The 17403-nt window shown below is 66.8% G+C and carries 22 protein-coding genes and 1 tRNA gene; 8 read left to right on the top strand and 15 right to left on the bottom strand.

Annotated elements, in window-relative coordinates:
* The first annotated feature begins 2 nt into the window (after positions 1-2).
* From NKJ34_RS09405 to NKJ34_RS09390, 4 genes are all read left to right on the top strand, one after another.
* Positions 3-914, top strand: coding sequence for an RNA-guided pseudouridylation complex pseudouridine synthase subunit Cbf5 (locus tag NKJ34_RS09405; RefSeq protein ID WP_253738035.1), 912 nt, complete (start codon positions 3-5; stop codon positions 912-914).
* Positions 915-972: 58 nt separating this feature from the next.
* On the top strand, positions 973-1824 hold the full coding sequence (locus tag NKJ34_RS09400; RefSeq protein ID WP_253738034.1) for a UbiA family prenyltransferase: 852 nt from the start codon (positions 973-975) through the stop codon (positions 1822-1824).
* A gap of 224 nt (positions 1825-2048) precedes the next feature.
* Positions 2049-2351 (top strand): lycopene cyclase domain-containing protein, encoded by a 303-nt coding sequence (locus NKJ34_RS09395; RefSeq protein WP_253738033.1) that lies wholly within the window; start codon positions 2049-2051, stop codon positions 2349-2351.
* An 86-nt stretch (positions 2352-2437) separates the two neighbouring features.
* Positions 2438-2508 (top strand) — tRNA-Pro (locus tag NKJ34_RS09390).
* Positions 2509-2586: 78 nt separating this feature from the next.
* On the opposite strand, the gene gvpM is transcribed toward NKJ34_RS09390, so the two are convergent.
* The 8 genes from gvpM to NKJ34_RS09350 are packed head-to-tail and all read right to left on the bottom strand — an operon-like array spanning position 2587 to position 7067.
* The gene (gene gvpM, locus NKJ34_RS15970; RefSeq protein WP_425491802.1) at positions 2587-3045 is read right to left on the bottom strand and encodes a gas vesicle protein GvpM; all 459 of its coding nucleotides are present in this window, start codon (positions 3043-3045) and stop codon (positions 2587-2589) included.
* Positions 3029-3865 carry a gas vesicle protein GvpL gene (gene gvpL, locus NKJ34_RS09380; protein WP_253738032.1) on the bottom strand — a complete coding sequence of 279 codons (837 nt, stop codon included), beginning with the start codon at positions 3863-3865 and terminating at the stop codon, positions 3029-3031. The genes gvpM and gvpL overlap by 17 nt, the downstream gene beginning before the upstream one ends.
* Positions 3862-4269 carry a gas vesicle protein K gene (locus NKJ34_RS09375; RefSeq protein ID WP_253738031.1) on the bottom strand — a complete coding sequence of 136 codons (408 nt, stop codon included), beginning with the start codon at positions 4267-4269 and terminating at the stop codon, positions 3862-3864. Before NKJ34_RS09375 ends, gvpL begins: the two co-directional genes overlap by 4 nt.
* On the bottom strand, positions 4256-4726 hold the full coding sequence (gene gvpJ / locus NKJ34_RS15965; protein ID WP_425491801.1) for a gas vesicle protein GvpJ: 471 nt from the start codon (positions 4724-4726) through the stop codon (positions 4256-4258). Before gvpJ ends, NKJ34_RS09375 begins: the two co-directional genes overlap by 14 nt.
* Positions 4723-5697, bottom strand: coding sequence for a hypothetical protein (locus NKJ34_RS09365; RefSeq protein ID WP_253738030.1), 975 nt, complete (start codon positions 5695-5697; stop codon positions 4723-4725). Before NKJ34_RS09365 ends, gvpJ begins: the two co-directional genes overlap by 4 nt.
* Positions 5690-6190 carry a gas vesicle protein GvpH gene (gene gvpH / locus NKJ34_RS09360; RefSeq protein ID WP_253738029.1) on the bottom strand — a complete coding sequence of 167 codons (501 nt, stop codon included), beginning with the start codon at positions 6188-6190 and terminating at the stop codon, positions 5690-5692. Before gvpH ends, NKJ34_RS09365 begins: the two co-directional genes overlap by 8 nt.
* Positions 6187-6438, bottom strand: coding sequence for a gas vesicle protein GvpG (gvpG, locus tag NKJ34_RS09355; RefSeq protein WP_253738028.1), 252 nt, complete (start codon positions 6436-6438; stop codon positions 6187-6189). The genes gvpH and gvpG overlap by 4 nt, the downstream gene beginning before the upstream one ends.
* Positions 6438-7067 carry a GvpL/GvpF family gas vesicle protein gene (locus NKJ34_RS09350; RefSeq protein ID WP_253738027.1) on the bottom strand — a complete coding sequence of 210 codons (630 nt, stop codon included), beginning with the start codon at positions 7065-7067 and terminating at the stop codon, positions 6438-6440. The genes gvpG and NKJ34_RS09350 overlap by 1 nt, the downstream gene beginning before the upstream one ends.
* 258 nt (positions 7068-7325) lie before the next feature.
* Between NKJ34_RS09350 and gvpA the strand changes: the two genes are divergently transcribed.
* Both gvpA and NKJ34_RS09340 read left to right on the top strand, forming a co-directional pair.
* On the top strand, positions 7326-7610 hold the full coding sequence (gene gvpA / locus NKJ34_RS09345) for a gas vesicle protein GvpA (RefSeq protein WP_253738026.1): 285 nt from the start codon (positions 7326-7328) through the stop codon (positions 7608-7610).
* Positions 7611-7689: 79 nt separating this feature from the next.
* Entirely contained in the window at positions 7690-8352 is a 663-nt protein-coding gene (locus NKJ34_RS09340) for a gas vesicle protein GvpO (RefSeq protein WP_253738025.1), read from the top strand.
* A gap of 5 nt (positions 8353-8357) precedes the next feature.
* Here the strand turns inward: NKJ34_RS09340 and NKJ34_RS09335 are convergent, their stop codons facing one another.
* The 4 genes from NKJ34_RS09335 to NKJ34_RS09320 are packed head-to-tail and all read right to left on the bottom strand — an operon-like array spanning position 8358 to position 11005.
* Positions 8358-9137, bottom strand: coding sequence for a hypothetical protein (locus tag NKJ34_RS09335; RefSeq protein WP_253738024.1), 780 nt, complete (start codon positions 9135-9137; stop codon positions 8358-8360).
* 1 nt (position 9138) lies between these two features.
* Complete coding sequence (locus tag NKJ34_RS09330) at positions 9139-9753, bottom strand: hypothetical protein (RefSeq protein ID WP_253738023.1); 615 nt, start codon at positions 9751-9753, stop codon at positions 9139-9141.
* Positions 9750-10097, bottom strand: a complete 348-nt coding sequence (locus tag NKJ34_RS09325) for a hypothetical protein (RefSeq protein ID WP_253738022.1) — start codon at positions 10095-10097, stop codon at positions 9750-9752. Before NKJ34_RS09325 ends, NKJ34_RS09330 begins: the two co-directional genes overlap by 4 nt.
* The gene (locus NKJ34_RS09320; protein ID WP_253738021.1) at positions 10094-11005 is read right to left on the bottom strand and encodes a hypothetical protein; all 912 of its coding nucleotides are present in this window, start codon (positions 11003-11005) and stop codon (positions 10094-10096) included. Before NKJ34_RS09320 ends, NKJ34_RS09325 begins: the two co-directional genes overlap by 4 nt.
* A gap of 273 nt (positions 11006-11278) precedes the next feature.
* Between NKJ34_RS09320 and tmcA the strand changes: the two genes are divergently transcribed.
* Positions 11279-13555: a tRNA(Met) cytidine acetyltransferase TmcA gene (tmcA, locus tag NKJ34_RS09315; RefSeq protein WP_253738020.1), complete on the top strand. Its 2277-nt coding sequence runs from the start codon at positions 11279-11281 to the stop codon at positions 13553-13555.
* Positions 13556-13654: 99 nt separating this feature from the next.
* Here tmcA and NKJ34_RS09310 read toward each other — a convergent pair whose 3' ends face one another.
* A complete protein-coding gene (locus NKJ34_RS09310; RefSeq protein WP_253738019.1) occupies positions 13655-14728 on the bottom strand; it encodes a glycosyltransferase family 4 protein in 1074 nt (357 codons plus the stop codon).
* Between the two features lie 82 nt (positions 14729-14810).
* Here NKJ34_RS09310 and NKJ34_RS09305 point away from each other — a divergent pair, with 82 nt between their 5' ends.
* Positions 14811-16634 carry a S9 family peptidase gene (locus tag NKJ34_RS09305; RefSeq protein WP_253738018.1) on the top strand — a complete coding sequence of 608 codons (1824 nt, stop codon included), beginning with the start codon at positions 14811-14813 and terminating at the stop codon, positions 16632-16634.
* An 18-nt stretch (positions 16635-16652) separates the two neighbouring features.
* Here NKJ34_RS09305 and NKJ34_RS09300 read toward each other — a convergent pair whose 3' ends face one another.
* Both NKJ34_RS09300 and NKJ34_RS09295 read right to left on the bottom strand, forming a co-directional pair.
* Positions 16653-17024, bottom strand: coding sequence for a hypothetical protein (locus NKJ34_RS09300; protein ID WP_253738017.1), 372 nt, complete (start codon positions 17022-17024; stop codon positions 16653-16655).
* Complete coding sequence (locus NKJ34_RS09295) at positions 17021-17290, bottom strand: amphi-Trp domain-containing protein (protein ID WP_253738016.1); 270 nt, start codon at positions 17288-17290, stop codon at positions 17021-17023. The genes NKJ34_RS09300 and NKJ34_RS09295 overlap by 4 nt, the downstream gene beginning before the upstream one ends.
* Positions 17291-17403 lie beyond the last annotated feature (113 nt).

Below are 17403 nucleotides of genomic sequence, written 5' to 3'. Positions count from 1 at the left end.
CGATGACTGACCCCCTCCGCGCCCCGCCCGAGGATCGCTCGGCCGCCGAACTGCTCGCCTTCGGCGTCGTCAACCTCGACAAGCCCGCCGGCCCCTCGGCCCATCAGGTCGCCGGCTGGGTCCGGGATCTGGCGGCCGACGCCGCGACCGATCTGGCTCCCGAGGGGCCGACCGTCGACCGCGCGGCCCACGCCGGCACCCTCGACCCCAAAGTCACGGGGTGTCTCCCGATGCTGCTGGGCGAGGCCACACGGATGGCGCAGGTGTTCCTCGAAGGCCGCAAGGAGTACGTCGCCGTGCTCGAACTCCACGGCCCCGCGCCCACGAACCTCGAATCGGTGCTCGCGGAGTTCGAGGCCCCGCTCTACCAGAAACCGCCCCGGAAGAGCGCTGTGAGCCGACGGCTCCGCGTCCGGGAGATCCACGAACTGGAACTGCTCGATCAAAGCGAGCGCCAAGCCCTCATCCGGATCCAGTGTGAAAGCGGGACCTACGTCCGCAAACTCTGTCACGACCTCGGGTTGGCCCTCGGCACGGGCGCACACATGGGCCACCTCCGCCGCACAGCGACCGACCCCTTCGACGACACCTCGCTGGTGAACCTCCAGACGTTCGTCGACGCCCTCAAATTCGCCCGCGAGGGCGACGAGGGATCCCTGCGGGAGATTGTCCAGCCCGCCGAGCGTGCGCTGACCCACCTCCCACGCGTCGAGATCGCCCCCTCGGCGGCCCGGCAGGTCGCCACCGGTGCGCCGGTGTACGCGCCGGGAGTGATCGACGCCGACGATGCGGACGACGGCGCGCTCGTCGCCTGCTACACGCCCGACGGGAGTGCGGTCTGTCTCGGGACGATGACCGGCGATCCCGACGCCGACAGCGGAACTGTCGTCGACCTCGAACGCGTGTTGGTCTGAGTTTTCATCGCCGTCAGCGGGGGAACACTCTTTGCGGAACGTGTCGTCAGGGAGTCACATGTCGCTCGCCCGCCACGGTGAGGGGCCGACTGCGGCCCTCGAAGCCTTCGGCTCCCAGATCCATCCCGTCTTCATGCTGCCGCCGGTGGCCGCCTCGGCGTTCGGGGCCGTGCTGGCGGTCGACTTCGCGGTCCCGCTTGCGATCCTCCATATGGCGACGGCGTTCTGTGCGCTGTACGTCGCCCACCTGAAAGACGGCTACGTCGACTTCTACCTCCGGGAGGAGGACGACGACCATCCGCTGTCGGCCCGCGGCTGCCGGGTCGGCCTCGCCGGAGCCTCCGCGGCCTTCTTTGGCGGTTGTCTCACCCTCGGCGTGTTGGTCGACCCCGTCGCCGCACTGCTCACCCTACCGGGATGGGTGATCGGCTACCTGCATGCCCCGCAGTTGGATCTCCACCCGGTCGGCGCGACCGCGGGCTACCCCGCAGGGATCGGGATCGCGCTGCTCGGCGGCTTTTACGTGCAGACGTCGACGCTGACGGTGCCGGTCGTCGCTTACGCGGTCGTCTTCACGACGATCCTCTGTGGGATCAAGACGGTCGACGACGCCACCGACTACGCCTACGACCGGTCGATCGGCAAGCGGACCGTGGCGGTGGTCCTCGGCCGCCGGCAGGCGAGGCGATTCGCCCATCTGCTGATGGTCGCGGGGATGGCTGCCGTCGTCCTGCTGGCGGTCATCGGCGTCTTCCCCCTGATGGCCGCGGGCGCGTCGGCGGTCTTCGGGGGTGTGCTGGCGGTCGCTCGGCGGGCCGACGCGAAACACGCGACGATGCTGTTGATCCGAGGATCGTACCTCTTTTTGGCCGTTCTCGTGGTCGCAGCGTGGCTCCAACCGCTCGAATGACAGTTGAGATACCTGTTTTCATGCCACACAAAGAATTATATATCCATGTGTGGCAATAACATACAAGATGGCCTCCGACCGACGACCCGAGCCGACCGACACGGACACCGAGCGCCGAACGACCACGCCGACGAAGCTGATCTTCGAGTCCGAACTCTGGACCGAGCGGCCGAAAGGGAAGTAACCGCCGGCGGATTTTTGTTGCTGTGCTGTCGTGACGAGGTATGGTCGACATCTCGGTGTTGGGTCGGTACACCTACCTCGTGACCGAACTGTGCTGGGGAGTGGTGGCGGCGGCGCTGCTCCGGCGGAGCGGTGCCGAGCGGCGGGCCGCCCGGACGATCCTCGCGCTGTATCCGCTGGGATACCTCTGGGACCGGTACACGCTGGAAGCCGGCGTCTTCGAAATCCCCCTCCGGACGGGCGTCGACGTGGCCGAAATCCCCATCGAAGAACACCTGTTTATGATCGTCGTGCCCTCGATGGTGATCGGGGCCCACGAGACGCTGTGTGAGTGGTTCGCGTAGCCCCGTCTCACGGCGAGAGATCGCACGACAGAGGCGGGTCGGAGAAACGAAGGGCTTAAACGATTCACTCGCATGCTTCGAACTGCGGGACTGTGGGGTAGTGGTATCCTCTGCGGATGGGGTCCGTAGGACCTGAGTTCGACTCTCGGCAGTCCCACTCCGTATTTTACGTGCAGAGCCGCCGCCGTCGACGCCGATTGCCGACCACCGGCCGAGCCGGCATGCTCGGCGGCTGCTACTCCTCTTCGGGCGTCTCCGCCCGCGCCTCACCGTCGGTTTCGGATACGGGCGCGTCCTCCGACTGGCCAGCCGGTCGACGGGTTTCGGCCGGCCGATCACGGTGGCGCGGGCGGGCCGACCCGTCGGGACGGCTACTCTCGGCGGGTCGACCGCTGGCCACAGTCGGCTCCGTCTCGGGATCACGCGGTCGCCGTGGGTTCGGTCGACCGGTCATCGAGCCACCCGGCATGGGTTGGTGCGACCGTCGCTGACGGCGCTGCTGGAGGTCCCACTCCTCGAACATGCCGTACTCACGCATCGTCGTCAGCCCCGCGATCGCGGCCCGCAGTTTGATCCCCACCAGCGGAATATCGGCGACCCCGATGACGACGTCGGCTTCGAGGACGACCCCCTTTTCGAGCAGCACGTCCAGCAGGTCGACGATCACGTCCTCGGAGTCAGCGGTCGGCTCCATCCCCTCCTCCCTGACTGTCGATTGTCGGGGCGAACGTGTACGGCGGCCACGGCCCGGTAAACCGTACTTCGACACCCGGCTCGGCGGCAACCGAGTCGAGTTCCTCGCCCAGCGCGTCGGCTCCCTCGTCGGTCGCCAGCACGGCTAACCGGGCGATCGGTTCGGGCTCGTCCTCGCGGCCGGTATCGATGTCGACGCCCGTCGATCGGCGGGTGCCGAGCGATTCGAGCGCTGCGACGTGAGGGGCGATCCGATCCGCAATCGACCGGGCTTGCTGCCGTCGGTGCTGGCGGAGCCGTTTGGTGATCTCCGTTTCGTACTGCTGTTCGAGCAGATAGGCGGTCCCCGAGTCGGCGTCGTCGATCCGCTGGCGGAGCGTCGACAACGCTTCGTCGGCCGCGGTGATCTCCGAGCGAGCGTCTTCGTGATGGGTGATCTCCACGCGATACTCCCGGTGGCCAGCCAGTGCCGAGAGTTCGGGTTCGAGCCGGTCGGACTCGGTCTCCAACCAGTCGGCCAGCGCCTCGTCGCCGCCGGTCAGGATCGTATCGAACTGGAACGGGATCGGCGTCCCGAAGGCCTCGCTCGCCTCGTCGACGACCCGCTGATGGCTCAACAGCCACTGCTGGATCGTCTGGGGGTCGTCGGTATCGTACAGCGAATCACAGGCGTGGACGACCGCACCCACGTCTCCGGCGGTGACGACCGAGACCGGTTCGTCCGCGATGCCCTCGGTCGACCAGTCGGGGTCGGCGACGTAATCCGCCGACGGGAGATAAACCAGACAGTAGAGATACCGTCCCTGGTCGATTTCGGTCATTCCTCGCCCTCCGACGAGGTCGGTGATTGGTCGGGTTGGGCCGGCTGATCCGGCGGCTCGGAGTGCTCCGGCGACGGCGTGTTCGCGTCGTCGAGAAACGCGAATCCGGGGTGTGGCTCGTCGTCGACGCGCTCGATGGCGTCCTCGACGAGATCCGAGAGGCTGGTTCGGAGCTGTGAGACGTCGTCTTCGAGTTCGGTGTCGGCTTTCAGCCGGTCGACCTCCTCGTGGAGCGCCGCGAGTTGGCTGCCGAGTCGCTCGATCTCCTCGTCAGTCAGCGACCCCGACTCCATCCGGCGGATCGCCTCGCCTTCGAGCGCCTCGATCAGGAGTTCGACGACCGCGATCACCAGCGCCAACAGTCCGTCGCTCGCCTCGTCGCCGTCGAGATTAATCGCTTCCATCCGATTCCTCCGTTGTGGCTGTCTCGGCGTCATCCTCGGACGACGATTCGCCCGCATCAGTGGCCTCGGCAGCCGTCGCGTCCGATTCGTCGTCCGGTGGCCGCGTTGCGGCGGCGTCTTCGCGGACGACCACCGGCGGGCGGACGGTCCACGTCGCCGTTTCGTCGGACTCGTCGACGATGTCCGGCTCGCCGCTGGTCGCCCGGATCGTTTCGAGACTGTTCCGTCGACCCGTGATCTCCTCGATCCGGTCGGTGTCGGTGCCGTCTGGGAACTCCAAGCCGTACTCGGCGGCCGTCTCGAAGGAGGCGATCGCCGCCCGGAGATGGATGCCCAGCAGTTCGGTCTCGCCGATGGTGACGATGATGTCGGCGTTGACGACGATCCCCTTGTCCAGCAGCATCTCGACGACATCGGCGAGTGAGTCCTTCTTCCGCATCGGGCCAGCGCCGCTCATCGATCCTCACCCCTCTCATCAGCCGCGTTGTCGCTCGGTTCCTCGTTGTCGACCGGTTGTTCGTCGGCCTCGGCGTCGGTGGCCTGTGTTTCTGCTATGAGTGTGTCGAACCGTCGACCGTAGATCCGGCGGCGGCTCGGTCCCGTCGAGTGGCGCACGCCCCGTGGCACCGTCGAGACCTGTGAGGCGTCGCTCGGCGGACCGGTGTGGGTCGTCAGCGTCGAGACGGCCGTAGGATTCCGCGAACTCGGCTGGTCGGCGCCGGCAAACCGCCGTTCGTTCGCGTCACGAAGCTCGTCGAGGCGGGCGTGGGTTTCGACTAACCGCTCCCGAAACCCCTCGATTTCCCGTTCGAGTTGGGCCTGTGTCGCTGCCTGCATCATCTCGGGGTCGGTCAGCCCGTCGGCGATCTCGCTGTCGCCGCCACCGGTGAGATCTTGCATCTCCAGCCCGTCGAGCAGCCCTCTGTCGCCGTTGCCATCGTCGCCGGCGAGTGAGTCGACGGTCTCGCGGATCTCGTCTTTCGACCCGACGAGTTCGGTGAGGTCGACCGTCTGCCAGAGCTGACCGAACTCGATGAGCTTGCGCAGGTTCTCGAGTTCGACCGCATCGCCGATCTCGCCGGATTCGAGCGCCTCGGGCAGCGAGTCGAGGTCGACAACCTCGTCGAGTTCGTCGAGGTCGAGCGTAGCGAGCAGTTCGTCGGTATCGGTCGTCTCGAGAACGCCCTGAATGAGAGAGACGAGGTGCAAGAGGGCCTGTAGCTTCCCCGCCGCCGGGTCGTCCTCGCCCTCCGTCACCGATTCGAGTACCGAGATCGCCAACTCGGCAAGCGGACCGAGCTGTGTGAGATCGAGCTCACTGGCATTCGGGAGGGCGTCCGTATCGAGCGCTTCGATGCTGTCGACGTCGTCGAGGCCGAGATCGTCGACGGCCTCCACGTCGAGCAGCCCCTCCTCGGAGTCAGTCATCGACTGTCACCTCCGAATCGCCGCCTGCCAGCCGGATCTCCAAGACCCCGTTGTTGTAGGTGGCAGTTCGGACCGTATAGTCCGCCTTAGGAAGCGTGACCCGCGCCAGCCGCTCGTCGTCGGCCGCCACCACGAGCCGTCGACCGTCCACACCGGCCCGGAGCGTCTCGGGGTCGACCGCCGGGAGGTCGACTGTGACACTCGCGCCGTCGAGTGTCTCTTGAACACGAACCGGGTGGTCCGGCTCGGCGCTGTCGGCCGTGTCATCCCCGCCGAGCCCGATATTGACACTGTACTCGTATTCGAACGCCGTCTCGCCGGCCCGTCGACGACCTCGACCACGCTCGACCGAGCGGCCGGACTCGTCGAGTCGCTGGAGCGTGTCCAGAAGCTGTCTGAGCAGTCCCGAGATACCGCCCCCTCCGGAGTGAGAGTCATCTGATCGGGGCTGATCGGTATCTCGGTCGTCAGGTGGTGGGTGTGTATCTGTCATCGCATGACCTCGACTTTACCGCGTGTCTGTTCGTGTGCTTCACGCGCGATTTCGAGCTGTGCTTCGAGTTCCCCGTTCCGCCGTTCGTACTCGGCTTCCGACCGCTCGCCGAGTTCGTACAGCAGTCTGTTTTCCTTGATCTCGTTTTTGATCTCGGTGGTGTCGTACAGCTCGCTGATCGCCATCGAATGAATCCCTTCGAGGATCGAAACGACGGGGTTGATCAGCAGGTCGTCTATGACGAACATCAGCGACCCTCCGCGCCGATCTCGATGTCGACGAAGTTGTAGGGGGCCCACGGCCCGTTGTACTGGACGAGCAGCGAGTCGTCGTAGGCGTCTCGAATCGCCGCGACCGTCTCCTCGAAGGCGGGCTGATCGGCGCGGTCGACGAGATACGCCCGGTTGAACACCAGCCGGTCGCTGTAGAGATCGTTGCCCGCTTCGGTGTCGGCGACCGCGCGGAGTCGTGTGGCCACGTCCTCGACGACCGCGCGACGGTCGACGGTCGATCCCTCCTTGGCGACGAGTTTGACCCCCAGTTCGACCATCCCGTCGAGATCGTTGAGCGACCGCCGGAACGCGACGCGCCCGTTGCGGAGGACGTTTTTGAGTGCGTTCTCGGTTTTGAATACCATTCCGAACCGCATCGGGATGATCGTCCGGCCGCCGTCCGACTGGAGGACCGCACGCAGGACCTCGTCGTGGGCGGCGGCGTTCTCGTCGGTTCGCTCGGGCTCGATCGTTCCGATCTCGCTGACGACCGCCGACAGCGACCGGTAGTCGACGGTGTCGATCGGCGCGCCGTCGACGCCCGTCACGTCGATATCGAGCGGTGCCTGCTCGATGACGCCGTAGGTGTAGCGGTTCGAACTCATCCCGACGTCCGACCGGCTGCCCGGGTGATCAGTCGGCAGTCCAACACGGGTTCCGGGGTGGGCGATTCGTATCTCATCGGATTGGAAACCGTACCACGCCGACGTGCTAAATAGTGACGGCGAAATGGTACGAATTAGTTACAGACGATCCATTTGAATAGTCTATATCCGTGTTTTTCGGGCCATAGATGGATTTAACCCGAATATTCGGTATTTACGGCCACGATGCCTAAATAGCTGACAGGAGAGGCCACTAGCATGGCATCAGACCGACCCGGTGCGGACAGTCTGGCGGACGTGCTCGACCGCATCCTCGACAAGGGAGTCGTCATCGACATCTGGGCGCGGATTTCGGTCGTCGGGATCGAGATCCTCACCATCGAGGCGCGGGTCGTGGTGGCCTCGGTCGACACGTTCCTCCACTACGCCGCCGAGATATCGAAGATCGAAGAGGTGACCGAGGAGGGGAGTCTGGAGGATCTGGAGAACCTCGAAATCCGCCGGACGCCCGCGACGCAGGCACAGTACCCCGAGGCAACGTAGTCCGCCGACCGATCGAGGGGATCCGAGACAGTCTGTCCAGCCACCGACGACCACTGTCTTGATATTTTGGACACTCACCATGGTACACGAGACCGGAGGCAACGACACCGAGGAACCGAACACGACCAACAGGAGAGTCGTACGCACGGATGGCGGCTCCGAGACCGAGCAGGCCGCCGAACGGGACCACCCCGAGGAGACGAGCGAAGTCGAGTCGGAGCCGACGTCCGAGCCCGACTCGGCGTCCGAGTCGACTGACACCGGCGAGGATACCCACGCGCAGGAAGCCCGAGCACACGACGAAAGCGAGGAACACGAGGCGACGCCTTCGGAGCCCGCGCAGGCCGACGCCGACGAGGAGGCGGTCGCCGAACAGACAGGCGATGTCGGTGTCGAACCCCGACCGGACGAGAAGCGCGACGCCGAGCGTGCCGGAGCGGACGGCGAATCGGCGTCCTCACCGGATGGCGAGGGCGACACGGCGAGCATCATCGAGGTCAGGAATCAGGTGATCGAGCTGTCGACCGACGTGATCGGCCGCAGTCTCGATGGGATCGTCGAGGTCTCACGGACCGACGACTCGTGGCGCGCAGTCGTCGAGATCATCGAGCGCCGATCGGTGCCCGACACACAGGACATCCTCGGCCAGTACGAGATCGAACTCGACGAAAGCGGCGAGGTCATCGGCTACCGGCGGCTCGAAAAGTACCGACGGGGCGACACCGGCCCCAGCCAGCAGTGAGACGGCTACCGGTTCGAGACCGTCGACCCACGCATCGTCGACAACCGACCGGGGCGGCGGCCGATATCCCGTCGACCGGCTCCCGGAACCGTCGAATGGATCGATCGCTGTCCGCCGCCGGGCCGCCACCGCGTGCCATCGCGGGACCGGGTCGACTGGTCGACCGCTTGGTCCTCCGTCTCGGTACCCGGCTCCGCGTCGTCACCGCCCGGTTCCGTACCGGAATCGGCCCCGTCGCTTCCCTCGGTAAGCCCATCTGCTGGCAGTCCGTCGAAGAGGGCTTGGGTCTCGTCGAGCTGTGACTGCAGCCGCTCTCGGAGAGATGACTCCTCGTCGGCCGCTGTACCGTCGGCTGTCTCAGCAGCGTCAATTGTCTCAGCATCTACCGTAGCCGCAGCGTCGTTGGTCCGCTCCTCGGCCGGGGAAAGCTGTGCGGTCTCGACGAGCGACGCCAGTTCCGAGACGAGTTCGTCGGCCCGGTCGTCGTCAGCAGTCGACAGCTTCGCCAGCGTGAGCAGCGCCCGGAGCGCCGCAACGTCCTTCGGATCGCCCGTGGCGATGGCTTTCGGCACCGACGACGAGGGGTCGGTCCCGTCGCCGAGCCCCGTCGCAGCCGCAACGGCCGAGAGCGCGGTCGACGACAGGAGTTCGTCGGCCCGGTCGGCAATCCCACCGATTTCCTCCGGGTCGGATGGGTCAGCGTCGCCGGTCGGCTGCTCGGGGTCGACCGTCGCAGCGAGGTCGGCCAGCAGTGCGTCGACCTGCTGTTGGGTGTTGGCTCCCATCTCAGGACTCGGCGTCCCCCTCGGCCGCCTTGTGTTCCGCGTCGTCACCGCCCGAGACCTGCTCGACGACGTCCTCGACGATCGCCTCGCGGCTCCGGTTGGCTGTGACGCCGAGTTCCTTGGCGGTCGACTGTAGCTCGCGGTACGACATCACCCCCAGCAGGTCACGGATCGTCTCCTCACGAAGCTTCGAGACGTTGTCCGGCAGTCCGGGCACCGAGTCAGCTCTCTCGGTCGACGCGTCGGCGGCCCCCGTCGCGGCCCCACTGGCCTCGGCTTCCGCGTTACTGACGAGCGATTTCGCTTCGGTTTCGAGCTGTGATTTGAGGTTCGAGACGGCCCTGCGGGGAGAGGCGTTCTCACGTAGCGCGTGGAGTATCGCCGCCGGAAGGGCCTCAAACGCAGCGACGAGTGCCCGCCAGACTGTTGTGCCAGCATCGAGTCTAGATCGAAACCGTCGTTCGACCGTCGTGCCGATCTGCTGGCCGAGCTGACGGCCCGCCTGCTCACCGTAGCTCCCACCGACCTGCGTGCCGAGGTCGCTTTCCCGGAGGTCGTCTCGAAACCCCTCCGGAAGGTTCTCCTCGATCAGTTCGAGCGTGTCGGACCCGCTCATTCCGCATCCGCCTCCGGGGAGTCCGCATCGCTGTCGACCGACGTGTCGCCTCCCTCGTCGGCTGTCTCGCCCGCCCCAGTCTCGCCGCCTTCCGCCTCCACAGCGGGCTCTGTGTCTTCCTCACCGCCGAACAGTTCGTCGACCAGCAGTTCTTGGGCCACCTGCCCCAGTGCCATGCCGACGAACCGGCCGAGGATGGCCCCGAGCCAGCCACCCAAGACGCTGCCGAGACCGCCCTCGGTGTCGCCGGTGTACTGCTCGAAGCGGGTGCCCTCGACGGCGCTGGCGTAATCGATATCCCGGACCAGTCGACGGTAGTCGATCCGCCCGTTGGTCTCGCTCATGTCCCCTCACCGGAGGCGTCCTCGGCCTCCTTCTCGGGTGATTCGAGCAACTGTTTGATGACCCCGGCGATCACCTCGATCAGGAGCTGTTTGATCGGTACGCTGGGAACCGACTCCCGGAGGCTGCTGGCTGCCGAGGAAACGAATCCGCCGGACTCCGCTCCCTCCCCGTCGTCTTCTCCCCCGCCGAGACCGAGGGCGTTCTTGATCGAGCCGCCACCGGGGAGCAGCCCCGAGAGGCCACCCTCGGGAAGCAGATCCGAGGCCTCGGGGAACAGATCCGACAGCCCACCGGGGTCGGTGAGCCCGGCGACCGCCGACAGCAGGTTCCCCAACAGGTTCCCGTCACCCTCGGTCGCAAACACGTCCAACACGAGCTGATGGAGTTCGATTTCGAGCCCGAGCAGGTCGAGGTCCAACCCGTAGAGATCGAGAAACAGGACCGTCGTACTCTCGTCGTCCGTCGCGCCCACGCTTTCGACATCGCTCTGGGGGACGTCGACTGTCTCTCCTTCCTCGGCCTCCTCGGGGGCTTCCTCCTCGGCCGCTGGTCGTTCGGCTTCCGCCTCCTCGGGTGCTGCTTCTTCGGCCTCTTCTTCCTCGGTGGCTTCCGCCTCAGCCTCTTCGACACCGGCTTCGCCCTTCGGTTCGGGGGGTGCCATCTCGGTATCGCTGCCCCCTCCCTCGTCGCCTTCGACCTCGGACTGCTCCTCGCCGGCGTCTCCCTGTTCGGATTGTTGCATCTCCTCGTCGCCGCCCTCACTACCCTCGGCCTCGGATTCGGAACGCTCCTCGCCGCCATCAGTGAGCAGTCGACGGTCGACGGTCCCCTCACCAGCCGCGGTCGACTGCGCACCGTCCGCACGGCTGCCACTCGTGTCGGCGAACCCAGCACGCGGAGCGCTCAAAACGGGTGTCGGTGCTGCGCGGCGCAGTCGTCTGATGTACGTATAAGACATTTGTCAATCTACTGTATTGGGCCACGCCCAGCCGAAAAGGCGTTTGGGCCACTCATAGCTCCAATCCTTCGAGACCATCACCGCCAAACACGCGCTTTATACCAGTATACTAATACGTGACCGGCGAGACGCTGTCGGATCGGCTACAGGAGGTGGTACAGAGCCACTGCGTGGGAGGGTCGACAGGGAAAGAGCCTTGCGTCGGCCATCGAAACCTCCCGCATGACTCTCGCCGAACTCGCCGGCGACCTTCGTGCGGAGGCCTGCCGAGCCAACGAACGTCGGCTGCTGGTGTTGGCTGGTCCGCGGCAAGCGGGTATCGACGCCGCCTACAGTGTCGTCGAATCGACCGCCGTCGATCCGGAGGACGTGAGTTTCGTCACCACACGCGAGGGGTTCCGGTTTCACCGACTGCCGCCGACCGGTGCCGGTGATCTCCTCGGCACCACTCGCGAGATCGTCGTCCTCGACTGCCACGCGGACTTTTCGGCGAACACGCTCGGTCAAGTCGCGGGCGCGGTCGACGGCGGCGGCCTGCTCGTCTTGCTCACGCCGCCGCTGGCCGAGATTCCCACCCGGCTGGAGGCGCTTGTCGACCGGGTCGCCGTCCCGCCGTTCGACCGCTCGGCGGTCGGCAACCGGTTTCGCCACCGACTGGTCGAGACGCTCTCGACCCATCCGGGCGTCGCCATCGCCGAACTCGAAGCCGACGACGACGCCGACGCGGTGTCGATCACCGTCGACCGCGACGGGCTCACACAGCCGCCGGCTGATCGGCCGGAGGGGGCGAGCCGCCGGTCGGTCGACCGGCGCGAAACGCCGTTTCCGACCGCCGCGTTCGCGGCCTGCCTGACCGACGACCAAGCCCGCGCCGTCGCCCACCTGTCGGCGCTCTCGGAGCCGGACCACGCCGTCGTGCTCGAAGCCGATCGGGGACGCGGGAAATCCAGCGCGGCGGGGCTGGCTGCTGGCTCGCTTGCGGCCGCGGGCCGCGACGTGCTCGTGACCGCTCCCGCCTTCGACAACGCCGCGCCGATCTTCACCCGTGCCGAGCGGCTCCTCGACCGGCTCGACGTGCTGTCGACGGCCGCGAACACCGACTCCCCGCGGCTCACCGCCTCGACAGGCGGTCGGATCAGGTTCCGCACTCCGCCGGAAGCAACGCCGCTCGCAGAGACGGTCGACGTCGTCATCGCCGACGAGGCTGCCGCGATCCCGGTCGACCGCCTCGAATCGCTACTGGCGGCTCCGGCGGCGGCGTTCTGTACGACCGTCCACGGCTACGAGGGGACGGGTCGGGGGTTCGACGTCCGGTTCCGCGACCGGCTGGCCGAGAGCCACCACCGCATCGAGACCGTCGAACTCGCCGAGCCGATCCGGTACGCCCGCGGCGACCCCGTCGAGTCGTGGTTGTTCCGGACGCTGCTGCTGGATGCCGCCCCGCCGGTCGACCAACTGGTCGCGGGGGCGACTCCCGAACGCGTCGACTACCGCCGACTCACCCAAGACGAGCTCGCGGGCGACGAACAGCTCCTCCGGTCGGTCTTCGGCTTGTTAGTAGTCGCTCACTACCGGACCGAACCGACCGATTTAGTCCGGCTGCTGGACGCTCCCAATCTGGAAGTGTGCGCGCTCGAAGTCTCCGGCCACGTCGTCTCGGTGGCCGTCCTCGCCCGCGAGGGAGGACTGGACGCCGACCTCCGGGCGTCGATCTACGAGGGCCAGCGCGTCCGCGGCAACATGCTGCCGGACGTGTTGACCAGCCAACTCCGGGACGAGGCCGCCGCCGGACTGGTCGGCTACCGGGTGATGCGGATCGCCACCCACCACGCCGCCCGCTCGAAAGGCCTCGGTTCGTACCTCTTGGAGCGGTGTCATGCGGAGTTCGCCGACGCGGTCGACTGGTTCGGCGTCGGCTATGGGGCGACCCCACGGCTGGTCGGCTTCTGGCGGGCCAACGACTACCGGCCGGTCCACCTCTCGATCACGGCCAACGACCGCAGCGGCGAGCACTCGGCGCTCATGCTCCGGCCCAGTTCGGCCGCGGGCCGCGAACTCGTCGACCGCCACACCGCCCGGCTCCGCGAGCGGATCGGCCCCATGCTGTGTGATGTCCTCTCGGACGTCGACCCGGACGTCGTCCGTGAACTCCTCGCGGCCGCCGGACCGCCGACGGGCGGCGACCTCGACCTCACCGATCGGGAGTGGCAGGTCGTCGCCGGCGTCGGCTACGGGCCGGGGACCTACGAGGCCGCACCGGGGGTGTTCCGCAGGCTCTCGCTGGCGGCCCTGTCGAGACCGGTCGACGAACTGACCGAGCGACAGGCTCACCTCCTGATCCGCAAGGTACTGCAGGGGGAGCCGTGGGCGTCGGTCGCCGAGGCGCTCGACTATGCGTCGACCAGCCAGTGTATGCGCGAGATGGGAGCGGTTGCCCGAACGTTCTGTGCGGTCTTCGGCGGCGCGGTCGCCGAAGCCGAGCGCGAGCGCTACGAATGAGCCGTAGGAACTTCCTACCGACCAGTATCCGGGTAGTAGTCGGCGACTACCGATCGGAATCGAGAGGGTAGTGAGAGACTACAGCACCGGCCGGCGCGCTCAGAAGAAGCCGTAGTCGTCGACGACGGCCTCGTAGAGGTCGAGGTAGCAGTCGGTGACCGGATCGTGGTCGTACCGGTCGTAGTTCGCGTTGACCGTTCGGTGTGCCAACCGCTCGGCGTCGACGATCTCGTCGGCCAGTTCCTGTGGCGACGAGACCATGCTCCCTCGGGTGTCGGGCAGTCGAGATTTGCGTTCGATAAGTTCGTGGGCCGCCGAGTCGGTCTGGTACTCGGCGATACCGACACAGCCGCAGGCCAGCCCCCACAGCAGTTCGGTGGCGAACGGCTCGTGAGTGGCCGTCTGGGCGAAGACGTGGGCTCCCTTGAGGATCGGGACCCGTTCGGCCTCCGGGAGTTCGCCGGGGAAGGCGACCCGATCCTCGATCCGGAGATCCCTCGCGGTTCGTTTGGCGTCGTCGAGGGCGGGGCCGGAGCCGATGACGGCGGCGTTCCACTCCCGCTCGCGGAGTTCGGCCAGCGCGAGCAGGAACGTCTCGACGTTGGCGTCCGCGTCGAGTCGGCGGCTGTAGACGTAGTCGACCTGGTCGTCGGGGGTCGCCGACTCGACGAGTTCGAAGTCGATGCTCGGCGGGATCACCGAAACGGCGTCCTCGGGTGCGCCGTGGCCCCGGACGACGGTTTTGACCGTCTCGGAGGGCGCGACGAGCGCGTCGGCGCTCCGGGCGAGTTTCCGGTAGTCGCTGTCGGATTCGCCGACGCGGTCGGCCCACCAGTCGACGACGACGGGCGTTCGAAGGAGCCGACAGGCGGTTTTGGCCGCTCTGGCGTGGCCGACAGGGCTGTTGGGGACGTGGACGACGTCGGGATCGGTCCGCCGGAGCGCGAAGGGTAGCTTCGAGACGAACAGCTTCGAGGAGAAGTCGCCGTCGACCGCCCGATAGGTGATGTCGTCCTGCTCGAAGGTCGGGTGGGAGCCGTCCCACCACCGCCCGCAAAGCACGTGGACGTCGTGGCCGCGCTCGGCCAGCAGGCCGGAGAGCCGGGCCAGCCGGCGGGTTACATACGTGTCACGCGTATGGAGCGTATACAGCGAGACGAACGCGACACGCATCGTTCCGAGCGAGGGATGCGGGCAGTAAAAACCCCGGCGATCCAACCCGAAACGGTTTGTCGACGGCCCGCGACGTACGCCCATGTACGGGATCGAACGCTACCTCAACGTTCGGAGCGCCTACGGGCCGAGTTTCGGCCCCGAGGGCGACCGGCTCTGCTTCCGCCTCGATACGACCGGGACGCCACAGCTCTGGAGTCTCACCGCAGCGGGCGCGTGGCCCGACCAGCACACCTTCTTCGAGGAGCGAGTCACCTTCGCCGACTACTCGCCCGAACGGCAGGAAGTCGTCTTCGGCACGGACACCGGCGGCAACGAACGGACCCAGTTCCACCGACTGGATCTCGTCGACGGGACGATCACGGACCTCACTCAGCATCCCGACGCCAAACACCGGTGGGGCGGCTGGAGCCACGACGGCGAGCAGTTCGCCTTCGCCTCGAACCGCCGCGATGAGTCCGTCTTCGACGTCTACGTCCAAGACCGCGATGCGGCCGGCGACGAGGCCGAACGCGTCTACGAGGGCGACGGCTGGCTCTCGCTTGCAGGGTGGAGTCCCGACGACAGCCAACTGCTCGTCCATCAGGCCTACTCGGGGTACGACGGCGACCTCTACACCCTCGATGTCGAGTCCGGCGAGGTCGACCACCTGACACCCCACGAGGGACGGGTGCGGTACAACAGCCCGAACTGGGGGCCGGACGGCGAGCACGTCTATCTCGTCACCGACCGGGCAACCGACACGCTCCGGCTCGAACGGCTCGCGGTCGACGCCGGGGAGTTCACCATCGTCGACACCGAGCGCCGGGACCACGCGGGCGACGAGTGGAACGTCGGCGGGCTGGCGGTCGACGAGGAGTCCCGGCGGATCGTCTACGGGCGGAACGTCGACGGCTACACGGAATGGACCGCGGGCGAACTCGTTGCCCCCGACCGGATCGATCCGTTCCCCGATCCGGACCTGCCGCGGGGCGTCTCCGGCGGCGTCAGCTTCGGCCCCGACGGCGACCGGTTTGCGGTCACCCTGACGGCCGACACCGAGAACGCCAACGTCTACGTCGTCGACATCCGATCGGGCGAAACCGAACGCTGGACCGACGCGCCGACCGCCGGGATCACACGCGAGACGTTCGTCGAAAGCGAGTTGGTCCACTACCCGACGTTCGACGGCCGGGAGATCCCGGCGTTCTTCGCGCTCCCCGAAACGGATACCGGCACGAGCGAGACGCCCGTGATCGTCGACATCCACGGCGGCCCCGAATCACAGCGCCGACCCTCGTTCAACAGCGTCAAACAGTACCTGCTGGCCAACGGCTATGCCGTCTTCGAGCCGAACGTCCGGGGGTCGTCGGGCTACGGCAAGTCGTATGCAGCCCTCGACGACGTGGAAAACCGGATGGATTCGGTCAGGGATCTGAAAGCGGCCGTCGAGTGGCTCCACGATCATCCCGCGGTCGACCCCGACCGGATCGTCGCCATGGGTGGCTCTTACGGCGGCTTCATGGTACTGGCGGCGCTGACCGAGTATCCTGAGTTGTGGGCGGCGGGCGTCGACATCGTCGGCATCGCCAACTTCGTCACGTTCCTCGAAAACACCGGTGAGTGGCGGCGCGAACTCCGGGAAGCCGAGTACGGCTCGCTCGACGAGGACCGGGACTTTTTGGAGTCGATTTCGCCGATCAACAGGGTGGCGGCGATCGACGCGCCGCTGTTCGTCCTCCACGGCGAAAACGACCCTCGGGTGCCGGTCGACGAGGCCGAACAGATCGCCGACGAGGCCCGCGAGCAAGGGGTGCCGGTCGAGAAACTCGTCTTCGACGACGAGGGCCACGGGATCACCAAGCTGGGAAACCGGATTGAGGCCTATCAGGCGATCGTCGAGTTCCTCGCCGAGCACGTCACATAGGCGGGCAACGGCCTGCCGTTAGGCCGGCACGCCGAGGGCCTCGATCCCGACGAGTCCGACGCTGCTGAGCACGACGAGGGCGGCGACCGAGATCAGCCACGCGACCAGCCCGATGCCGGCAGCCGACCCCCACCCATCGGGATACTGCCAGTTGATGATCCCGATCCACGCCAAAAGCGTGAGCAGCGGGCCGAGCAGGGGAATCCAGCCGACGAAAAAGCTCACCAGCGCCCACGCAAGCGCGCCCAGCAGCGCCGTGACGGCCGCCCGTCCCACCCCAGTGTCGGCATCGATGACGAGCCGCGCACCGGCGTAGATGGCGACCGTTCCGATAAGCAGGTTGACCAGCAGGACGATGATCGACCCTGCGGCGGTCGCTTGTAGGATCATTCCCCCTCGCCTCCCGCCGACTCCTCGCGGTCCGTCCAGCGTAACTGAACGGTCACTTCGGTGATATCGTCGCCGAGCAGCCGCGAGCGTTCGTCGACGGTCGCCTCCAGATCAAGCTGGGTGTCGGGGTGCACCGTGACCTCCTTGTTCCCGACTGGGACGAGCCAGGACCCGGACTCCGCCGCGAGATCGTTCCCGAGCGTCTGGAGATACGCCGCGGCTTCCGACTGTGAGAGCGTGGTTTCGTGGTGTGTCTTTTCGGCCATACCTCCTGTGAGTACCGCATCAGAAACAATCAAAATATTGGCAATTTGTGTGGTTGTCACCGTATCCGATAGGCTCGCGTCGTCGATCCCGAGCCCGCTCCGTACGAATCAAT

The organism is Halohasta salina (genome assembly GCF_024178165.1).
GTDB lineage: Archaea > Halobacteriota > Halobacteria > Halobacteriales > Haloferacaceae > Halohasta > Halohasta salina.
Note: the sequence above shows the minus strand (reverse complement) of the source record. Positions and strands in the feature narration are given on the sequence as shown.